Genomic DNA, 17,889 nt, shown 5'->3' with positions numbered 1-17,889 from the left:
CACCCGCAGGCCGCCCCGGCACCGTACGACACGCCCCCGGGCGGCAGGCAGTGGGGACCGCCGCCCGCGCCGACCCCGGCGGGGGGCCCGCAGTGGGGGTCGCAGCCGGGTGGTCAGCAGTGGGGACCGCCGCCCGCGCCGGGAGCGCCCGGTCAGCCGCAGTGGGGGACACCGCAGCCCCTGCCCGGTCAGCAGTGGGGACCGCCGCCCGCGCCGGGAGCGCCCGGTCAGCCGCAGTGGGGGACACCGCAGCCCCTGCCCGGTCAGCAGTGGGGTCCGCCGCCCCCGCCGCCCGGCGGGCAGCGGTGGGGGTCGCAGCCGGGTGGTCAGCAGTGGGGTCCGCCGCCCCCCGCACCGGGAGCGCCCGGTCAGCAGGGCGGCCGGGTGAACCTGGACAAGGGGCGGGTATCGCTCACCAAGGGGCAGAGCGTCTCGCTGGTGAAGACCGGCGCGCCGCCGCTCACCCGGGTCCGGATGGGCCTTGGGTGGGATCCGGCCCAGCACGGGAAGTCGATCGACCTCGACGCGTCCTGCATCCTGTTCGATGAGCGCGGCAAGGACGTCGACAAGGTCTGGTTCATGTCCAAGAAAGGCGCCCGGGGAGCCGTGCGCCACTCCGGGGACAACCTGACGGGCCATGGCGAAGGGGACGACGAGACAATCTTGGTCGATCTCGAAGCCCTGCCGGGGAACGTCGTCACTCTGATCTTCACGGTCAACAGTTTCCAGGGACAGACCTTCGTCGAGGTGCGTAACGCCTACTGCCGGTTGTATGACGATCTCACCGGGCAGGAGCTCGTCCGGTTCGACCTGTCTGACTCCAAGCCGTCCACCGGACTGGTGATGTGCCGGGTGCAGCGCGACCGCGGGGCTCCCACCTGGTCGATGACGGCGATCGGGGAGTTTCACGACGGCAAGACCGTCCGCGCCATGGTCAATCCGTCGAGGCAGTACCTGTAGGCAGTGCCGGTAGGCAGGATCTGTAGGCAGTGCCGGTAGGCCGATCCCCGGCCCCGGAACGCCGGGCGGTTTGCCGGCGGCCCGCGCGATGGTGTTGATCCGGCCGACCTCTCCGGGTTGTGGGATGTCCCGGGCCGGGTAACCTCCGGCCGTGAACAGGTCTGCAGCGCCGTCGTGGGCCGGTGTGTTGCACTTCGCAGGCATCGCCCGGTGATGGGCATGGTCTCCCGCCCGGCCCCGTCCCGCGTCTACTGCCGCCGGCTGGCGGGCCTGCTCGTCCTGGACCCGAACGGCGACCAGGTCGGCAGGGTGCGCGATGTGATCGCGACGCTGCGACTCGGGCATGAGCCGCCCCGCGTCCTGGGCCTGGCCGTCGAGGTCCAACGCCGACCGATCTTCGTGCCGATGAGCCGGGTCACCGGGGTGGAGTCGGGCGCGGTGGTGCTGTCCTCGGCCCGGCTGAGCTGGCGGCGTTTCCAACAGCGCCCGAACGAGACCCGGGTGCTCGGCGAGCTGCTCGACCGGCGGGTGACGCTCATCTCGTCCGGTGTCGAGGTGACCGTCGTCGACGCCGCGATCGAACTGGTCCGCGGCGGCGACTGGGTGCTCGACCAGGTGGCGGTGCGGGTCGGCCGGGGCCGGCGCGGCGAGGTGAAGACGGTTGCCTGGGACGAGGTCACCGGCTTCTCGCTGCCCGAGGAGGGGCAGGGGGCCGCGAACCTGCTCGCTGCGTTCGAGAAGCTGCGGCCCGCCGACCTCGCGTCGCTGCTGCATGACCTGTCCGAGAAACGGCGCGCGGAGGTCGCCGCCGCCCTTGACGACGAGCGGCTTGCCGACGTCCTCGAGGAGCTGCCGGAGGACGAGCAGGTCGAGCTGCTCGGGGGACTCGCCGACGAGCGGGCCGCCGACGTGCTGGAGGCGATGGGCCCCGACGACGCGGCGGACCTGCTGGGCGAGCTGCCCGCCGACGACGCGGAGCGTCTCCTGCGGCTGATGGAGCCCGACGAGGCCGCCGGCGTGCGCCGTCTGCTGCTCTACGCCGACGACACGGCCGGCGGCATGATGACCAGCGAGCCGGTCGTGCTCGCCCCGAACGCGACGGTCGCCGAGGCGCTGGCCCGCATCCGCGAACCCGAGCTTTCCCCGGCGCTCGCCGCGCAGGTCTACGTGGTGCGTCCGCCCTACGAGACGCCCACCGGCCGCTACCTCGGTCTCGCCCACTTCCAGCGGCTGCTGCGTGAGCCGCCGGCGACCCTGGTCGGTGGCGTGATCGACGTCGACATCGCCTCGCTGCGGCCGGAGACCCCGCTGGCCGAGGTCACCCGTCATCTGGCGTCCTACAACCTGGTGGCGGCACCGGTTCTCGACCGCGCCGGCCGGCTCGTCGGCGTCGTCACCGTCGACGACGTGCTCGACCACCTGCTTCCCGCGAACTGGCGGGAGCGACAGCTCGACGCGGACGTGGATGCGCGGGCGACCCCCGGGGCACTGACTCCGCCCGCCGCGGGCGACGTGGAACCAGGCTCCCGCGGTGAGGCGGGCAGCTCCCCGGCCGCCTCATGAGACGTCTGGGACGCCTGGGACGCCTGGGACGTCTGGGACGCCGCCGGCCGCGAGGCGCCCGCCTCGATCAGCCGCGGCTGTCCCGGCGGTCCGCCCTGCGCTCCGCCTACGAGCCGGACGCCTTCGGGCGGATCGCGGAGCGGGTGGCGCGTTTCATCGGCACGGCCCGGTACCTCGTTGCGCAGAGCGTCGTGATTGTGCTGTGGGTCGCTTACAACATCATCGCCCCGCAGTCCGTCCGGTTCGATAATTTCCCGTTCATCTTTCTGACGTTGGTCCTGTCGCTGCAGGCCGCGTACGCGGCACCGCTCATCCTGCTGGCGCAGAACCGCCAGGACGACCGGGACCGCGCGAACCTCGCCCAGGACCGCGAGCAGACCATCCGTAACCGCGAGGACACCGAATACCTCGCCCGCGAACTGGCCGCGATGCGTATCACGATCGGCGAGCTCGCCACCCGGGACTTTCTGCGTTCGGAGCTGCGGGGGTTGCTCGCGGAGCTGGAGGGGCCGGACGGTGACCGGGCGAAGGACCGCGATCGGGAGCGCCGACGGCGGCGGGAGGGCGAGCGTTCGTTACGTCCGCCGTGATGATCGGGCCGGTGCGGCGGGCTGGTGCGAACGGCGGCCGCGCGCCGCACCGGCGGATACCCGGGTGCCTACCGCACGGTACCGCGGCAGAGCGTCAGCACCGCCATCGCGATCTCGACCCCACGAGGCCCCAGCTTGTCCGCCCAGATCGCGATGATTTCGTTCTCCCGGGCGTGCTGGATGCGAGGCCCGCCCTCGGCTGAGCGCAGCGCCTGGATCTGCTGGGACAGATCCCGCCGGGTCGCGACGAGATCACGCAGCTGAGCATCGATGTCATCGATGAGCTGTCGTCCCTCGTCGATCGAGGCGATGGCCGGCGCGGTGCTGGGGGCGTCGACGACGTTCTCCACAAGTGGGCCTTTCGGTCGGAGGCCCGGCGCACCCCAGGCCGAGACAACCCGGAGGCGGACCGGGCCTGGGTCTGGCGCTTGTGCCGCGTGAGATCAGCGGCGGAGCGGGGACCGTGCCCGGTCCCCATAAAACAGCCGTAGCGACGTGCCGTGGCATGCGAGCCGGCGGCACGTGAGTCGACTGCACTGCATGGCAAGAGCATGCCAGCCGCGCGCCGATTCGTCCAGAAGCCTGATCTCTTGGGTACCCTCCACCCTGGCTCTTGGGTAACCCCCACCCCGACTAATCCCTCGCCTTGACTCGGGCGGCGGCGCCCGAGCGGGCGTCCGGTAACCGAGGCGAGGCCGGTAGAGACTACAGAGTGAGTGATGGCGCAACTGGAGCTCACCGGCCTGCCCCGCCGGCTTTTTTCCTGCACGCCGTCGCGGCTGGCGGCCTTCGAGGACTGCCCCCGCCGGTACCGGATGACGTATCTGGACCGGCCGCGGCCGCCCAAGGGGCCGCCCTGGGCGCACACCTCCTTCGGCGTCAGCGTGCACAACGCGCTGCGACGCTGGTGGGAGGGGCCGATCGAGCAACGGGTCCCACAGCGGGCCGCGGCGCTGTTGCGGTTGCTGTGGGTCGACGAAGGTTTCCGGGACGGTGAGCAGTCGTACCGGTGGCGCGAGCGCGGCGCGCGGATGGCGCATGACTACGTCGCGCACCTCGATCCGGCGGCCGAGCCGCGCGGGGTCGAGCGCTCGGTCGCGGCCCGTACCGAGGCGCTGGCCTTCTCCGGACGGGTGGACCGTCTCGACGACCGGGACGGGGAGCTGGTCGTCGTCGACTACAAGACCGGACGCCGGCCGGTCACCGACGACGACGCGCGATCGTCCTCGGCGCTCGCGCTTTACGCTCTGGCCGCCGGGCGGATGCTGCGCCAACCATGCCGGCGGGTCGAGCTGCACCACGTGCCCAGTGGGCGGGTCGCGGCCGCCGAGCATACCGAGGCGAGCATCGCCCGGCACGTGCGGCGGGCGGAGTCGGTCGCGGCGGACGCCGTGCGCGCGACGGAGGCCCTGCGGGCGGGTGAGGATCCGCAACGGGCGTTTCCGCCGAGCCCCGGCCCCCTGTGCTCGTGGTGCGATTTCCGCAGCCACTGCCCCGAGGGGCAGGCAGCCGGCCCCGAACGCCAGCCCTGGGACGCCCTCGGCGACGAGGGCGACGAGGACTGAGGCATCGGCGTACCGGGGCGCCGGCGACCGGCGGGTCGGCCCGGACACCGGGGCGTCGGACACCGGGGCGTCGGACACCGGGGCGTCGGACACCGGGGCGTCGGACACCGGGGCGTCGGACACCGGGCCGGGAGAGGCGTCATCATGAGACGGTGCCCGACCAGACCGCCACGCCCGCCCGGCCGCGGGTCTCCGCGAAGGCCGCGACCTTCACCGAATCGGTGATCCGGGAGATGACCCGGCTCGCTCTCGCGCACGACGCCGTGAACCTCGCGCAGGGCTTCCCCGACTTCGCCTGCCCGCCGCAGCTCAAGGAGGCGGCCAGGGCCGCCATCGACGCGGACGTGAACCAGTACGCCATCACGTGGGGAGCCGCGGAGTTCCGCGCCGCCGTTGCCGCGAAGGTGGCCGGAACCTACCCGGGCTGGTCGGTCGACCCCGACACCGAGATCTGTGTGACCTGCGGCTCCACCGAGGCGATGATCGCGGCGATGCTCGCGCTGGTCGACCCCGGTGACGAAGTGATCATGTTCGAGCCGTTCTACGAGAACTACGGCCCGGACGCGATCCTCTCCGGCGCCCGGCCGAAGCTCGTCCGCCTGCATGCCCCGGACTGGACGATCGACGAGGCGGAGCTGCGTGCGGCGTTCTCCGACCGCACCCGCGCCATCGTGCTGAACACCCCGCACAACCCGACCGGCAAGGTGGTGCGCCGCGCCGAGCTGGACCTCGTCGCCGAGCTCTGCCAGCGCCACGACGCGCTCGTGTTCACCGACGAGATCTACGAGCACATCCATTACCTGGGCCCGGGCGGCCACATCCCGCCGGCCACCGTTCCCGGGTTGGAGGACCGCACCGTCACCATCAATGCGCTGTCCAAGACCTACGCGGTGACCGGCTGGCGGGTCGGCTGGACGATTGCGCCCGCCGCCTACACCTCGGCGATCCGCAAGGTGCACGACTTCCTCACCGTCGGGGCGGCGGCACCGTTGCAGGCCGGCGGGGTGGCGGCGATGAACCTGCCGCAGACGTACTACGTCGATCTCGCCCGGCAGTACCAGGAACGGCGGGACCTGCTCTGCGCGGCCCTCGCCCGGACCGGCTTCACCTTCCGGGAACCGGACGGGGCGTACTACGTGATGTGCGACACCCGCGCGCTCGACCCGGCCGGTGACGACGTGGCTTTCGCTCACCGGCTGGTCACCGGGATCGGGGTCGCCACCGTTCCCGGCTCGTCGTTCTTCGCGGACCCGGCGGACGGCCGCCACATTATCCGGTTCGGCTTCCCCAAGAAACTCACGACCCTGGAGGCCGCGGCGCGGCGGCTTGCCCGTCTCACCCCGCCGGCTACCCCGGGTTGAGGGTTGTCCCAGGCGGCTGGGGCATCGGGTAGCCGCCTTCGGCCGCCCGGGCATGCCCCGCGTGCAGCTCCCGGTCCAGCGCTGTCAGCTGACCGTGTGTCCCGCCGCGCAGCGATCGGCCGGCCAGTCGCGGGCGAGCAGCCATCTCATCGGGCGACGGCGGCGCGTACCGCCCGCGCAGGTATTCCCCGATCCACCGGGCCTGGGCGGCCGCGAGCCGCGCGGGACCCGCGACATGGAACAGCCAGGGAACCTCGAGATCGAAGACCTCGCCGAAACGGGCTGAGCCAGTCCCGGCCGGACCTAGCCGCGCCGCCGGGCCGGTGAGCACCACGGCCTCGAAAACGCCGAGCGGGTGGGCTTCGCCATCCGGGTGGGGAGCGCCATGCACCTCAAAAGGCGGACCGAGCGCGGCGGCTCCGACCAGGCGCAACGTAGCGGGAGTCACGGCGACGACACGATCAGTCAGACCGTGCGTGGCGAGTTCGGCGAGGGACGGCGGCGGCGTGGGGCCCTCGGAGAACGCGGTGACGGTCAGCCCACCGTCGGCGAGTGTGATTGTCGCGGCGGCTCCGGCGGCATCGAGACCGAGGACGGCGACACGGGGAAGACCTGGCACGTCGGGGGACTCTAGCGGTGCGGTGATGGATCCCGCGCACTACGGTTGAAGACATGAGCGTTGTCAAGATCAACGTGTTGACCGTGCCCGCAGAGCTGCGAGACACCCTGGAGAAGCGGTTCGCCGGCCGCGCCGGGATGGTGGAGCAGGCCGACGGGTTTGAATGGTTCGAGCTGCTGCGCCCGATCGAGGGCACGGACACCTACCTCGTCTACACCCGTTGGCGTAGCGAGGAGGACTTCCAGAAGTGGCAGTCCTCGCAGGCGTTCGGTGAGGGCCACCGGCAGGCCGCGGAGCAGGCCGCGGCCGGTCAGGGCGCTCCTGCGGGCCACGGGGCCCCGGCGGGGGGGCAGGGTGCCCCCGCGGCCACCGCGGCCACGCTGTGGTCGTTTGAGGTGGTGCAGACCGCCGCCCCCGCCTCGAACTGACCCGCGCCCGGCGGCGCACACTGGATGAGACGAGTGGTACCCCCGGATCTACCGGGGTTGCGGATGGCTGGTCGGTGTCCGACTCAGGGTGATTGCGGAGTGGCCTCGGGGGCGCGTCGAGATTTTCGCCCGTCAAGTGTTGTGACGGATCGGTCACGCCCCCACACTGATCGGTGTGGCCCGAGTACTCGCTGTTGCGAATCAGAAGGGCGGCGTTGCCAAGACGACCTCCGTGTCGAGTCTCGGTGCCGCGCTGTGCGAGCTGGACCGTCGGGTCCTGCTGGTCGATCTCGACCCACAGGCATGTCTGACCTTTTCGCTCGGGCTGGATCCGGATGCCCTCGAACTGTCGGTGCACGACGTCCTGCTGGGACGGTTGTCCGCTGGCATCATCATCACCAGGACACCGGACGGCACCGATCTGCTGCCCGCGACCATCGAGCTGGCGGGTTGCGAGGCGGTGCTGCTGTCACGCACCGGGCGGGAGCACGCGCTGCGGCTTGCCCTCGCCGAGATCGTCGACGAGTACGACTTCATCCTCATCGACTGCCCGCCCTCCCTGGGCGTGCTCACCATCAACGGGTTGACGGCGGCGGACGAGGTCATCGTGCCGCTGCAGTGCGAGACGTTGTCCCACCGCGGCGTCGGCCAGCTGTTGGACACGGTGCACGACGTGCAGCGGCTGACCAATCCCGGCCTGCGGGTCCGCGGCGTGCTGCCGACCCTGTTCGACGGTCGCACGGCGCACTGCCGGGCGGTGCTCGCCGACGTCTCCGCCCGGTACGACATCGCGGTGCTGGCGCCGCCGGTAGCCCGCTCGGTGCGCTTCGCCGAGGCGCCGGGAACGGGGCGGTCCATCCTGACGACCGCGCGGCGCTCCAAGGGGGCCGAGGCCTACCGGTCGCATGCCCGTGCCATCGCCGGGGTTGCGGGGGTGGGCACTGCCGCCGGCATCGCCGGCATCGCTGACCCTGCCGGGACCGCGGTTGGACAGGCCGCCGAAACCGTTGACGGCCCGGGGACCACCTCGCCCGGTCGGCGGCAACGCCCTCGGGAGGGGGACGGCCAACCCGCGGGCATGCGGGACCATTCCCGTCCTCCGGTGCAGGTCGGCGAACCGACCTGCACCGGAGAGGTGCGGGTGTGAGCCGGCGGTGAACGAGCTCGGGCGGACACCCGGCCGGGTGCCGGGCGGGAGGCAGGCGCAGGACCGGGCGACGGCCGGGTTCGACCGGCTGCGTCCACGTGGCGCCCGGTCTCCCCTGGTCACTCCGGTTCGCGCGAGATCAACGGTGGGTCGCGACGCGCATGGAAAGCGTGCGTTGTACAGCGGCGTCCGCCCCGTGACACCGCCGAACACCAGCCTGACCGTCAGCTGCTCCCGATGCGGGCAGACCAGCTCCCTCGGCGCCTGGCACGCGCTGCGCGTCCTGACGCCGAGCGTCCATCTACCGCTGGTCCGACTCCGGCATCCCTCCTTGGTGCGCTGTCCCTCGTGCCGGCGGCTGAGCTGGGTCCGGCTGGGCCTGCATTTTCGGCCCGCGGGCTGACGACCCCCGCGGACCGGCGACCCCCGTGGGTATGCGGGGCCGGGGCCGGGGTGTCAGGCCGACTCGGCTCGGGGCGGCGTGCCGGCGTCGGCGTCGGCCTCGGTGCCGTCGCCGGCCTCCCGCATCGTGCCCGCGGCGCGGCCACGGTTGCCGCGCCGCCGGCGCCGGCGGCGCGGCGACTCCTCGGCCTCGACGCCCGTCTCCGAGGCCAGGGCGGAGACGACGCGGGCGGTGCCGGTGTCCGTGTCGGTGTCGGTGTCGGTGTCGGTGAGCGGGGCGGTCCCGGTGAACTCGACCAGCCCGGTCTGCCCGGCACCGTCCACCACGGGTGCGCCGGCCTTCCGGCCGTCCTCGTCGACCGGGTCCGCCGGGTCCGCGGCGATGGCCAGCCCCGCACCCGCGGCCGCCGCACCACCGCCGCGGGTGCGCCGACGGGCGCGAGTCCGGGCCGGCACCGCCGCCGGCTCGGAACGGTCCTGGTCACGCCCGGTCCGCGAGCCGCGGCGCCCGCCGCGACCGGACTGCCCGAGATCCTCGATGTCCTCGGCCGCGAGCCCGGCGCGGGTCCGCGCCGCGTGCGGCAGGGTGCCCTTCGCGCCTGCCGGGATGCCGAGCGCCTCGTACAGGTGGGGGGAGGTGGAATAGGTTTCCACCGGGCCATCGAACGGCAGGGCGAGCGCCTTGTTGACGAGCGTCCACCGCGGCAGGTCGTCCCAGTCGACGAAGGTGATGGCCACCCCGCTCTCGCCCGCCCGACCGGTGCGGCCGATGCGGTGCAGATAGACGTTCTCGTCTTCGGGGCACTGGTAGTTGACCACGTGGGTGACACCGTTGATGTCGATGCCCCGGGCGGCCACGTCGGTGGCGACCAGGACGTCGACCTTGCCGGAGCGGAAGGCGCGCAGCGCCTGCTCGCGCTGGCCCTGGCCCAGGTCGCCGTGCACCGCCGCGGCCGCGAAGCCGCGCTTGGCGAGGTCCTCGGCGACCTTGTCCGCGGTGCGCCGGGTCCGCACGAACACCATGGCGAGCCCCCGGCCGCCGGCCTGCAGGACCCGGGCCAGCACCTCCATCTTGTCCAGCGCGTGGGCGCGGAAGACGTGCTGACGGGTGGTCGGGACCGTGCGCTCCTCATCCGGCTGTTCCGCGCGGACGTGCACGGGCCGCTTCATGAACCGCCGGGCCAGGGAGATGACCGGGCCGGGCATGGTCGCGGAGAACAGCATCGTCTGCCGCTCGGTCGGCAGCTGCGACATGATGCGCTCGACGTCCGGCAGGAAGCCGAGGTCGAGCATCTCGTCGGCCTCGTCGAGGACCAGGGTGCCGACGCCGGCCAGGTCGAGCACGTGCTGGCGGGCGAGGTCCAGCAGGCGGCCGGGCGTGCCGACGACGATGTCGACCCCGGCGCGCAGCGCGGACAGCTGCGGCTCGTAGGCACGCCCGCCGTAGACGGACAGCACCCGCAGGCCACGGCGGGCGCCGGCGCGGGTGACGTCCGCGGTCACCTGGACGCACAGCTCACGGGTGGGCACCACGACGAGGGCCTGCGGACGGCCGTCGGCACCCTCCTTGGCCGCCAGCACCGTCTGCACCACCGGGACGCCGAACGCGAGGGTCTTGCCGGTGCCGGTGCGGGCCTGCCCGATGATGTCGTTGCGGGCCAGGGCGAGTGGAAGCGTCAACTCCTGGATGGGGAAAGCGTGCACGATGCCCGCTTCGGTCAGCGCCGAGACGGTCTCGGCGCGCACGCCGAGCTCCGCGAAGGTCGGTGCCGCCGGGGACCCGGGGCTGGAGGGGGTGGTTTGTGTCTCGTAGGGAGTCAGATCATCTGTGGGTACTTCAGCTGTGACGGACAGCGGGACGCTCCTGGTCTTCTCTGAGCGGTGTCTACGCTGAACCCGCTCGGGTGAGCCGCGCGGCGCCCGCGACCCGAAAATCCATGTGCCCCGGTGCCCTCGATGGCAACTCTGGGTGCACAGGTGACGAGGCGACGCCTGCTACACGGCGGCCGAGGTGACATAACGACCCCTGGCTGCCCCCAGCATAGCCGGTGTAACCCCGGGTGGGGGCTCCTTGGCAGGAGTGTTTGCCGACAGCGACTGCGGCGGGTGTCAGAATCGCGCCTGTGGCACAGACGACACGGACCCCGGCCGGCCCGGCGACACCCATCGCCATCACCGCCCCCGGTCAGGTAGGTGACTCTGACAATCGGGTGCCCCCGTCCCCGGATGCCGGACCCGCACCGACCGTGGACCAGGCGACCGTGGATCTGCTGGGCCTGCTCGCCTACGGCGAGCTGACCGCCTTCGAGCGCATGGCCACCGACGCGCGGATGTCACCGACCGTTGCCGACAAGATCGCCCTGGCGAAGATGGCCGCCGCCGAGTTCGCCCATTTCCAGGCCATCAGCGACGAGCTGGACCGGCTCGGCGTCGACCGGGAGCTCGCGATGGCCCCGTTCATCGCGCCACTGACCGCCTTCCACAACTCGACCGCCCCGGCCGACTGGCTGGAGAGCCTCGTGAAGGCCTACGTGGGGGACAACATCGCGGCGGACTTCTATCGCGAGATCGCGGCGCGGCTTCCGTCACCGTCACGCGAACTGGTTCTGAAGGTGCTCGACGACACCGGGCACGCAGCCTTCGCGGTCGAGCGGGTGCGCGCGGCGATCAGCGCCAACCCGACGGTGGCCGGGCGGCTGGCGCTGTGGGCCCGTCGGCTCGTCGGTGAGGCGCTCACGCAGGCCCAGCGGGTCGGGGTCGATCGCGACGCGCTCACCGGGCTGTTGGTCGGGGTTGGCGACCTGGAGGCGCTGGCGGCGATCTTCAACCGCATCATGGCGGCGCATGGCCGGCGGATGGCGGCACTGGGCCTGTCCGCCTGATCCGGGCCCGCCGACCGGCGCGGCGACGCCGGTCGGCTCCCCGGCGGGCCGGCCGGCGGACCGCTGCCGGTGGTCGGCCGGGGCCTAGACGGCGCCGAAGCCCACTCGTCGAGTCGTGGTCGCGGCGATCTCCACATAGGCCAGCGACGCGATCGGCATTATCACCTGCCGGCCTTTGTCGTCGACGAGGGTCAGCACCCCGTTGTCGGCCTTGACCGCCTCATTCACCAGCGCGGCGACAGCCTCCGGGGACTGGCTGCTCTCCAGTACCAGCTCCCGGCTGACCTGCCGGACGCCGATCTTGACCTCCACCCGATGACCTCCGCCTTCGTCGGACCTACCGTCGGCGGACGAGCGCCGCCGATCTTGGATCACCGCCCACACTATGGCTTCCGGGACTTCTCCACCGCGGCAGGGGCGGCGTGTTCGCTCCGGGCACATCCGCGCACCCGGCAAACGCTTGCCCGATGTGTCCGTTACACCCGGTGCGTCCGGCACACCCGGTGCGTCCGGCACACCCGGTGCGCCGGACGACGTCAGCCGGCGGGGGGGACCTCCTTGTGCGGCTCCGTGTTCGTGCCCGCGGCATCCCGGTGCTCCTGGCGGGGGTAGCCGCCGATGCCGCGCCAGGCCAGCTCCACCATCGACTCGATGGCCCGTTCCTTTTCCACGGTGGCACCGCGGACCAGCCACCAGCGCGACGCCGTCTCGGCCAGCCCAACCAGCCCGACCGCGAGCAGGTCGGCCTCGTCCTGGGGCAGCCCGGTGTCGGCGACGATCGTCGCGGCGATGGCCCGCACGCACTGGGCGAAGGCGGTCTCGATGCGCTGGCGGACCGCGGGCTCGTTGCGCAGGTCCGACTCCAGCACGAGCTGGTGTGCCCCAGAGGGGTCGTTGACGAAGTCGAAGTACGCTCGGATGGACCGGGCGATGCGCGCGTGGTTGTCCGAGGTGGAGGCGAGCGCGTCCTGGACGCTCGTCACCAGCTGGGTGGCGTGCTCGTCGAGCAGCGCGAGATAGAGTTCGAGCTTGCCGGGGAAGTGCTGGTACAGCACCGGTTTGCTGACGCCGGCCCGCTCGGCGATCTCGTCCATCGCCGCTGCGTGGTAGCCCTGGGCGACGAAGACCTCGCGGGCGGCTCCCAGAAGCTGGAAGCGGCGCGCGGTGCGGGGGAGCCGGGGAGCCCTGCCCGGTCGTGCGTCGGGCGGGGCTGGCTCGGCGGTCACCGGCGCACCTCCTGGCTGATGGCGCACCTCCTGGTTGATGCGGTCAACAGTACCCGCGGGGTCCGACCGGCTGGCGTTCGTCGAAACGAAACCAGCCGGCCTGCTTGTCGCTCGCGCGGGGTGGCGCCGGGTCGCTGGTAGTCGGGTCAGCGGTAGTCGTCGTCCTCGTCGGTCTCGACCACGATGCTCTGCTCGACGACGTCGTACTCGTCGGCCTCGACGGGTGGCGCCGAAGGTAGCCAGCGCAGCGCCGGGCCGGCCGGACGTATCTCCCGGGCCTGCTCGACGGCGTCGGCGTCGGGCGCCTCGATCGGAAGATCGGATGCCGGAAGGTCGGTGGGTGCTCCCATGGGGACGTCCTCCTGCGCTCATCGTTATGGCGACCCGCTGGGGCGGGCGCCGGAAATGGACGATCCGAACCTGTCCGGGGTCCGGATCGCGATGTGCCCGGAACGGGTGGCCCTCACGCGCCATCGGCCGGGCCGGCCTCGTCACGGACGTGGCGGTGGCGTCCGTCACTCATCCCACTCCCCGCTCCCGCGCCGTTCCCGGCTCCGTGTCCCGCTCGCACCAGGCTTCCCGTCCTGGGTACGTTCCGCCCTCCTGCACATATATCCCCCGCCGGTCGTCGGTGTTCTCCGGTGTGTCTCCAGGGCGGCTGGCGTCCTGGAGATCTTCACCTGTTGATAGGTTCAAGCTTTTCGCTTGTCTGGCTTACTCGTGGGCTTCCGGTGGGACACCATAGGGGTACGTGACGTGAGGGGCGAACATGCGTGCGACCTGGAAGGGCGTGATCTCCTTCGGCCTGGTGTCCATCCCGGTGAGGCTCTACTCGGCGACCCAGGAACGGGATGTCGCGTTTCACCAGGTTAGACGGTCGGATGGGTCTCGTATCCGATACCGGAGAGTAGCGGAGGCCGACGGGGACGAGGTCAACTACGCCGACATTGCCAAGGGCTACGAGCTGCCGGACGGGGAGACCGTCGTACTCACCGACGAGGACTTCGCGAATCTCCCGCTGTCCACCTCCCGGGCGATCGACGTGCTGGAGTTCGTCCCGTTGGAGCAGGTCGACCCGATCTACTTCGCGAAGAGCTACTACGTCGAGCCCGACCGCACCGGCGCCAAACCCTACGTTCTTCTTCGTGACGCGCTGGCCGCATCGGGCCGTGTCGCGTTGGTGAAGATAGCCCTGCGGCAACGCGAGCAGCTCGCGACGCTCCGGGTGCGCGGCGGCGTCTTCGTCCTGGAGACCATGGTCTGGCCGGACGAGGTGCGGCAACCGGACTTTCCGTTCCTCGAGGAGGACGTCGTGGTGCGCCCGCAGGAGCTGTCGGTGGCTGCCTCGCTCATCCACACCCTGGCAGCCGACTTCGACCCCACCAGGTACACCGACAACTACCGTGAGGCCCTGCAGGCCGTGATCGACGCGAAGGTCGCCGGCCGCGAGGTTGTGGCCTCGCCGGGCGGGTCGGCTGGTGAGGCGGTCGGCGACCTCATGGCGGCGCTGCGCGCGAGCATAGCCGCCGCCCGCGCTGAACGGCCCGGCGAAGCGGCCGTGGCAGGTGGTGCGGCTGTGGCAGATGGTGACGCGGGGCCCGCGGCTGCCGGGGTCACCGACAAGGCGTCCGACGACAAGGGGCCCGACGACAAGGGGCCCGACGACAAGGGGCCCGACGACAAGGGGCCCGACGGCAAGGCGTCCGACGACAAGGCGTCCGACGGCAAGGCGTCCGATGGACGGCGGGGCGGCCGTACCTCCTCGGTCAAGGGTGCCTCGTCGGCCCCGGGCACGCGGTCGACCGCCCGGAAGACGCCGTCCTCGACGAAGAGCACCGCGAAGACGAACGCCGCCACGAAGACGTCGCCCGCCAAGACCTCCGCGGCCAAGACCTCCGCGGCCAAGACCTCCGCGGCCAAGGCCGCCTCCTCGAGGTCGGCCTCGAGGACGCCGACCTCGAAGACGCCCCCGACGCGGCGATCCGCCTGAGGAGTGGTTCCCCACGACCAACCTGAGGAGCGGTCCCGGCGCGGGAGCCGGGGGCCGGTGGATACCGGGTGGTCAGTGACGGAAAGCGGTCAACGACAGAAGGCGGTTAGTGACGGAAGGCCTCCTTCGCCTTCTCCCCGGCGTTCTTGAGGTCGGCGACGCCGCGTTCTCCCCGGCCCTCCGCCTGCAGGTCCCGGTTCTCGGTGGCCTTGCCGGCCTGTTCCTTGGTCCGCCCGCGGAGCTCCCGCATCTTGTTCCTGACCTTGTCAGTGAAGGACACTGCACTCAACTCCTCACTGTATGTGCGGTGGGTCGGAAGAGGTCTACCCGTGGCAGCCGCGGGAACACTCCGGGGGCGCCGTGCGCTGCACCAGAGGGCCGGCCGTCGCGATGTCCGACGTGTACCCGTGATGAGGGACCTCCCGGCGGATGGCCCAAATCCGGCGACGCCGCGTCGCGCTGTGGCATCGTCGAAGGACGACACCGAACGCAAGGAGCAAGCGTGTCCCTTCCGCCCCTGGTCGACCCCGCCGAGGGGCTGACCGTCGACGAGATCCGCCGGTACTCTCGGCATCTGATCATTCCGGATGTCGCCATGGACGGCCAGAAGCGGCTGAAGAACGCCAGGGTGCTGGCGGTCGGTGCCGGTGGCCTCGGCTCGCCGACGCTGATGTACCTGGCCGCCGCCGGCGTCGGGACGCTAGGCGTCGTCGAGTTCGACACCGTTGACGAGTCGAACCTGCAGCGTCAGATCATCCACGGCCAGTCCGACGTCGGCCGCTCGAAGGCGGAGTCGGCCCGCGACTCGGTTCGCAACATCAACCCGTACGTGAACGTCGTCCTGCACGAGACCCGGCTGGACGCCTCCAACGTCATGGAGATCTTCAGCGGGTACGACCTCATCGTCGACGGCACGGACAACTTCGCCACCCGTTACCTGGTCAACGACGCCGCGGTGCTGCTCGGCAAGCCCTACGTCTGGGGTTCGATCTACCGCTTCGACGGTCAGGCCAGCGTCTTCTGGGCCGAGCACGGACCGTGCTACCGCTGCCTCTACCCGGAGCCGCCGCCTCCCGGCATGGTCCCCTCCTGCGCCGAGGGCGGGGTGCTGGGTGTGCTGTGCGCCTCCATCGCCTCCATCCAGACCACCGAGGCCATCAAGGTGCTGACCGGGGTCGGTGATCCACTGGTCGGTCGGCTGATGGTGTATGACGCCCTGGAGATGACCTATCGGTTGATCAAGGTCCGCAAGGACCCGGAGTGCCCGTTGTGCGGGAAGAACCCGACGATCACCGAGCTGATCGACTACGAGGCGTTCTGCGGGGCGGTCTCGGAGGAGGCGCAGTTGGCCGCCGCCGGCTCGACGATCACTGCGGGCGAGCTCAAGAGCTGGCTGGATGCCGGCGAGCCGATCGAGCTCGTCGACGTCCGTGAGCCGGCCGAGTGGGAGATCGTCCGGATCCCCGGCGCGCGCCTGATCCCCAAGGGGGACCTGCCCGCGCATCTCTCCGAACTGCCGCAGCACCGTCGGGTGGTCGTCTACTGCAAGTCCGGGGTGCGCTCGGCCGACGCGCTCGCCACGCTGAAGGGCGCCGGCTTCTCCTCTGCCGTGCACGTCCAGGGTGGCGTGACCGCGTGGGCGATCCAGGTCGACAAGTCGCTGCCGGTCTACTGAGCCCGGATGAGCCACGGAGCCCGGATGAGCCACGGAGCCCGGATGAGCCACGGAGCCCGGATGAGCCACGGAGCCCGGACGAGTCCCACGGAGCCTGGATGAGCCCCACGGAGCCTGGATGAGCCCCAGGCCGCGGGCCCGGCGTGATGCGCCGCCGGCGAGCGTCTCCGCCGGGCTCGGTACCCGGATCTCGCTCGGCGGCGCGCCGGGTCCGCACGCCCTTGAGGTGCTGGATGCGGTGGCGCGCATCCCGCCGGGCAGGGTGATGACCTATGGCGACGTGGCCGAGTACGTCGGCGCCGGGTCGGGGCGCACGGTTGGAGCCGTGCTGTCCCGATTCGGCGACGAGGTGCCCTGGCACCGGGTGATCCGGGCGACCGGGGAACCGAACCCGGCCGCACCGGTCGAGGCCCTGCGCCGGCTCGTCGCCGACCGGACGCCGCTGCGCCCCGGAGGCGACCAGGTCGATCTCGCCGCGGCCCGGTGGGACGGTTCTCCGGCCTGACCGCCGCGGGCCCGGTCAGCGGGCGGCCATGCCGCCGTCGGCCAGATAGACGCTGCCCGTGACCAGGGAGGCCCGGTCGGACAGCAGGAAGACGACGACCTCGGCCACCTCGTCGACCGTGCCCAGCCGGTTGATCGGCGAGAACAGCGCGGCTCCGCGCCGCGGCCGGCCGTCGACATGCAGCAGCGGGGTGTCCACGAAGCCCGGCGCCACCGCGTTCACTCGGATGCCGCGGGTGGCGTAGTCCAGGGCGGCCGTCTTGGTCAGCCCGATGACCCCGTGCTTCGCGGCGACGTAGGGCGCCGACCCGGCGAACCCGACCACCCCGAGCACCGAGGCCATGTTGACGATCGAGCCTCCGTCGCCGCGCAGCATCGCCGTGATCTCGGCCCGCATGCTGTAGAAGACGCCGGAGAGGTTGACGTCCAGCACCCGCTGCCAGTCCTGCGCCGGGGTGGTCTCCACCGGCTCGCGCCCCGCGCTCACTCCCGCGTTGTTCACCGCCAGGTCCAGCCGTCCGAAGGTGCCGACGGTGACCTGGACGGCGCGTTCGAGCGAATCGGGATCGGTGACGTCCGCCTCCAGAGCGAGCGCCTCCCCGCCACCGTCCTCGATCGTCGCCACCACCTCCTTGACAGTGTGCGCGTCGAGGTCGGTGGCGACGACCCGGGCGCCCGCCCTCGCCAGTCGGCGGGCGCAGGCGGCACCGATGCCGGATCCCGCTCCGGTCAGGAGCGCGACCTTGTCGCTGCACTCGGTCATGACTAAGGACACTGCCACGTCCTGACGCGCACGCGTGAGAGGCCCCCCGAGTGTCCCGGTCGTCGAGTGTCCCGGTCGTCGCCACACCGCGGTCCCATCGCTGCCGCGCTACGGACGCCGACCCGCCGCGGAGCCGGCGGGGTTGGCTGGGTTGTCGGACCCACGTGATGTGCTTTGCCCGTGGTCGTCCTTCCTGCCCCCGCCCCCACCGCCC

Annotated in this window: 19 protein-coding genes; 11 read left to right on the top strand and 8 right to left on the bottom strand. The window is 71.8% G+C overall.

The window, feature by feature from the left end; translation table 11 throughout:
* The 3 genes from AC08OO_RS15020 to AC08OO_RS15010 all read left to right on the top strand — a co-directional run.
* Window positions 1-960 (top strand): TerD family protein (locus AC08OO_RS15020; protein WP_476618667.1); only part of this gene is annotated, 960 nt, incomplete at its 5' end.
* Between the two features lie 219 nt (window positions 961-1,179).
* Entirely contained in the window at window positions 1,180-2,523 is a 1,344-nt protein-coding gene (locus AC08OO_RS15015) for a magnesium transporter MgtE N-terminal domain-containing protein (RefSeq protein WP_011438191.1), read from the top strand.
* On the top strand, window positions 2,520-3,113 hold the full coding sequence (locus AC08OO_RS15010) for a DUF1003 domain-containing protein (RefSeq protein WP_476610438.1): 594 nt from the start codon (window positions 2,520-2,522) through the stop codon (window positions 3,111-3,113). Before AC08OO_RS15015 ends, AC08OO_RS15010 begins: the two co-directional genes overlap by 4 nt.
* Window positions 3,114-3,181: 68 nt before the next feature.
* Here the strand turns inward: AC08OO_RS15010 and AC08OO_RS15005 are convergent, their stop codons facing one another.
* Window positions 3,182-3,463, bottom strand: coding sequence for a chorismate mutase (locus AC08OO_RS15005; protein ID WP_011438189.1), 282 nt, complete (start codon window positions 3,461-3,463; stop codon window positions 3,182-3,184).
* 369 nt (window positions 3,464-3,832) lie between these two features.
* Between AC08OO_RS15005 and AC08OO_RS15000 the strand changes: the two genes are divergently transcribed.
* Window positions 3,833-4,678, top strand: a complete 846-nt coding sequence (locus AC08OO_RS15000; protein ID WP_476610437.1) for a RecB family exonuclease — start codon at window positions 3,833-3,835, stop codon at window positions 4,676-4,678.
* A gap of 152 nt (window positions 4,679-4,830) precedes the next feature.
* A complete protein-coding gene (locus AC08OO_RS14995; protein WP_476610436.1) occupies window positions 4,831-6,039 on the top strand; it encodes a pyridoxal phosphate-dependent aminotransferase in 1,209 nt (402 codons plus the stop codon).
* On the opposite strand, the gene AC08OO_RS14990 is transcribed toward AC08OO_RS14995, so the two are convergent.
* Window positions 6,026-6,658 carry a hypothetical protein gene (locus AC08OO_RS14990; RefSeq protein ID WP_476610435.1) on the bottom strand — a complete coding sequence of 211 codons (633 nt, stop codon included), beginning with the start codon at window positions 6,656-6,658 and terminating at the stop codon, window positions 6,026-6,028. The two genes, AC08OO_RS14995 and AC08OO_RS14990, sit on opposite strands and share 14 nt — an antisense overlap.
* A 53-nt stretch (window positions 6,659-6,711) precedes the next feature.
* On the opposite strand from AC08OO_RS14990, the gene AC08OO_RS14985 reads away from it, so the two are divergent.
* A complete protein-coding gene (locus AC08OO_RS14985) occupies window positions 6,712-7,086 on the top strand; it encodes an antibiotic biosynthesis monooxygenase family protein (protein WP_476610434.1) in 375 nt (124 codons plus the stop codon).
* A 175-nt stretch (window positions 7,087-7,261) separates the two neighbouring features.
* A complete protein-coding gene (locus tag AC08OO_RS14980) occupies window positions 7,262-8,233 on the top strand; it encodes a ParA family protein (protein ID WP_476610433.1) in 972 nt (323 codons plus the stop codon).
* 456 nt (window positions 8,234-8,689) lie between these two features.
* Here AC08OO_RS14980 and AC08OO_RS14975 read toward each other — a convergent pair whose 3' ends face one another.
* Entirely contained in the window at window positions 8,690-10,381 is a 1,692-nt protein-coding gene (locus AC08OO_RS14975; RefSeq protein ID WP_476618666.1) for a DEAD/DEAH box helicase, read from the bottom strand.
* A 464-nt stretch (window positions 10,382-10,845) separates the two neighbouring features.
* On the opposite strand from AC08OO_RS14975, the gene AC08OO_RS14970 reads away from it, so the two are divergent.
* The gene (locus AC08OO_RS14970) at window positions 10,846-11,517 is read left to right on the top strand and encodes a ferritin-like fold-containing protein (protein WP_476610443.1); all 672 of its coding nucleotides are present in this window, start codon (window positions 10,846-10,848) and stop codon (window positions 11,515-11,517) included.
* 84 nt (window positions 11,518-11,601) lie between these two features.
* Here the strand turns inward: AC08OO_RS14970 and AC08OO_RS14965 are convergent, their stop codons facing one another.
* The 3 genes from AC08OO_RS14965 to AC08OO_RS14955 form a co-directional block, all read right to left on the bottom strand.
* Window positions 11,602-11,829: a DUF3107 domain-containing protein gene (locus AC08OO_RS14965; protein WP_011438181.1), complete on the bottom strand. Its 228-nt coding sequence runs from the start codon at window positions 11,827-11,829 to the stop codon at window positions 11,602-11,604.
* 224 nt (window positions 11,830-12,053) lie between these two features.
* A complete protein-coding gene (locus tag AC08OO_RS14960) occupies window positions 12,054-12,743 on the bottom strand; it encodes a TetR/AcrR family transcriptional regulator (protein ID WP_476610431.1) in 690 nt (229 codons plus the stop codon).
* Window positions 12,744-12,889: 146 nt separating this feature from the next.
* Window positions 12,890-13,093 carry a hypothetical protein gene (locus tag AC08OO_RS14955; protein ID WP_476610430.1) on the bottom strand — a complete coding sequence of 68 codons (204 nt, stop codon included), beginning with the start codon at window positions 13,091-13,093 and terminating at the stop codon, window positions 12,890-12,892.
* Between the two features lie 419 nt (window positions 13,094-13,512).
* On the opposite strand from AC08OO_RS14955, the gene ku reads away from it, so the two are divergent.
* Entirely contained in the window at window positions 13,513-14,733 is a 1,221-nt protein-coding gene (ku, locus tag AC08OO_RS14950) for a non-homologous end joining protein Ku (RefSeq protein WP_476618665.1), read from the top strand.
* A 106-nt stretch (window positions 14,734-14,839) separates the two neighbouring features.
* Here ku and AC08OO_RS14945 read toward each other — a convergent pair whose 3' ends face one another.
* Window positions 14,840-15,013 (bottom strand): CsbD family protein, encoded by a 174-nt coding sequence (locus AC08OO_RS14945; protein ID WP_085014893.1) that lies wholly within the window; start codon window positions 15,011-15,013, stop codon window positions 14,840-14,842.
* 222 nt (window positions 15,014-15,235) lie between these two features.
* On the opposite strand from AC08OO_RS14945, the gene moeZ reads away from it, so the two are divergent.
* Both moeZ and AC08OO_RS14935 read left to right on the top strand, forming a co-directional pair.
* A complete protein-coding gene (gene moeZ / locus AC08OO_RS14940; protein WP_476610428.1) occupies window positions 15,236-16,408 on the top strand; it encodes an adenylyltransferase/sulfurtransferase MoeZ in 1,173 nt (390 codons plus the stop codon).
* Between the two features lie 118 nt (window positions 16,409-16,526).
* Complete coding sequence (locus AC08OO_RS14935) at window positions 16,527-16,913, top strand: MGMT family protein (protein WP_011438176.1); 387 nt, start codon at window positions 16,527-16,529, stop codon at window positions 16,911-16,913.
* A 15-nt stretch (window positions 16,914-16,928) separates the two neighbouring features.
* On the opposite strand, the gene AC08OO_RS14930 is transcribed toward AC08OO_RS14935, so the two are convergent.
* Entirely contained in the window at window positions 16,929-17,687 is a 759-nt protein-coding gene (locus AC08OO_RS14930; RefSeq protein ID WP_023841358.1) for an SDR family NAD(P)-dependent oxidoreductase, read from the bottom strand.
* Window positions 17,688-17,889: the final 202 nt, after the last annotated feature.

This window comes from Frankia sp. CeCAU1 (assembly GCF_977971845.1).
Note: the sequence above shows the minus strand (reverse complement) of the source record. Positions and strands in the feature narration are given on the sequence as shown.

Coding starts and splice junctions, on each gene's coding strand:
- AC08OO_RS15000 (WP_476610437.1), top strand. CDS start 3,833: ATGGCGCAACTGGAGCTCACCGGCCTGCCCCGCCGGCTTTTTTCCTGC.
- AC08OO_RS14955 (WP_476610430.1), bottom strand. CDS start 13,093: ATGGGAGCACCCACCGACCTTCCGGCATCCGATCTTCCGATCGAGGCG.
- AC08OO_RS14985 (WP_476610434.1), top strand. CDS start 6,712: ATGAGCGTTGTCAAGATCAACGTGTTGACCGTGCCCGCAGAGCTGCGA.
- AC08OO_RS15015 (WP_011438191.1), top strand. CDS start 1,180: ATGGTCTCCCGCCCGGCCCCGTCCCGCGTCTACTGCCGCCGGCTGGCG.
- ku (WP_476618665.1), top strand. CDS start 13,513: ATGCGTGCGACCTGGAAGGGCGTGATCTCCTTCGGCCTGGTGTCCATC.
- AC08OO_RS14935 (WP_011438176.1), top strand. CDS start 16,527: ATGAGCCCCAGGCCGCGGGCCCGGCGTGATGCGCCGCCGGCGAGCGTC.
- AC08OO_RS15010 (WP_476610438.1), top strand. CDS start 2,520: ATGAGACGTCTGGGACGCCTGGGACGCCTGGGACGTCTGGGACGCCGC.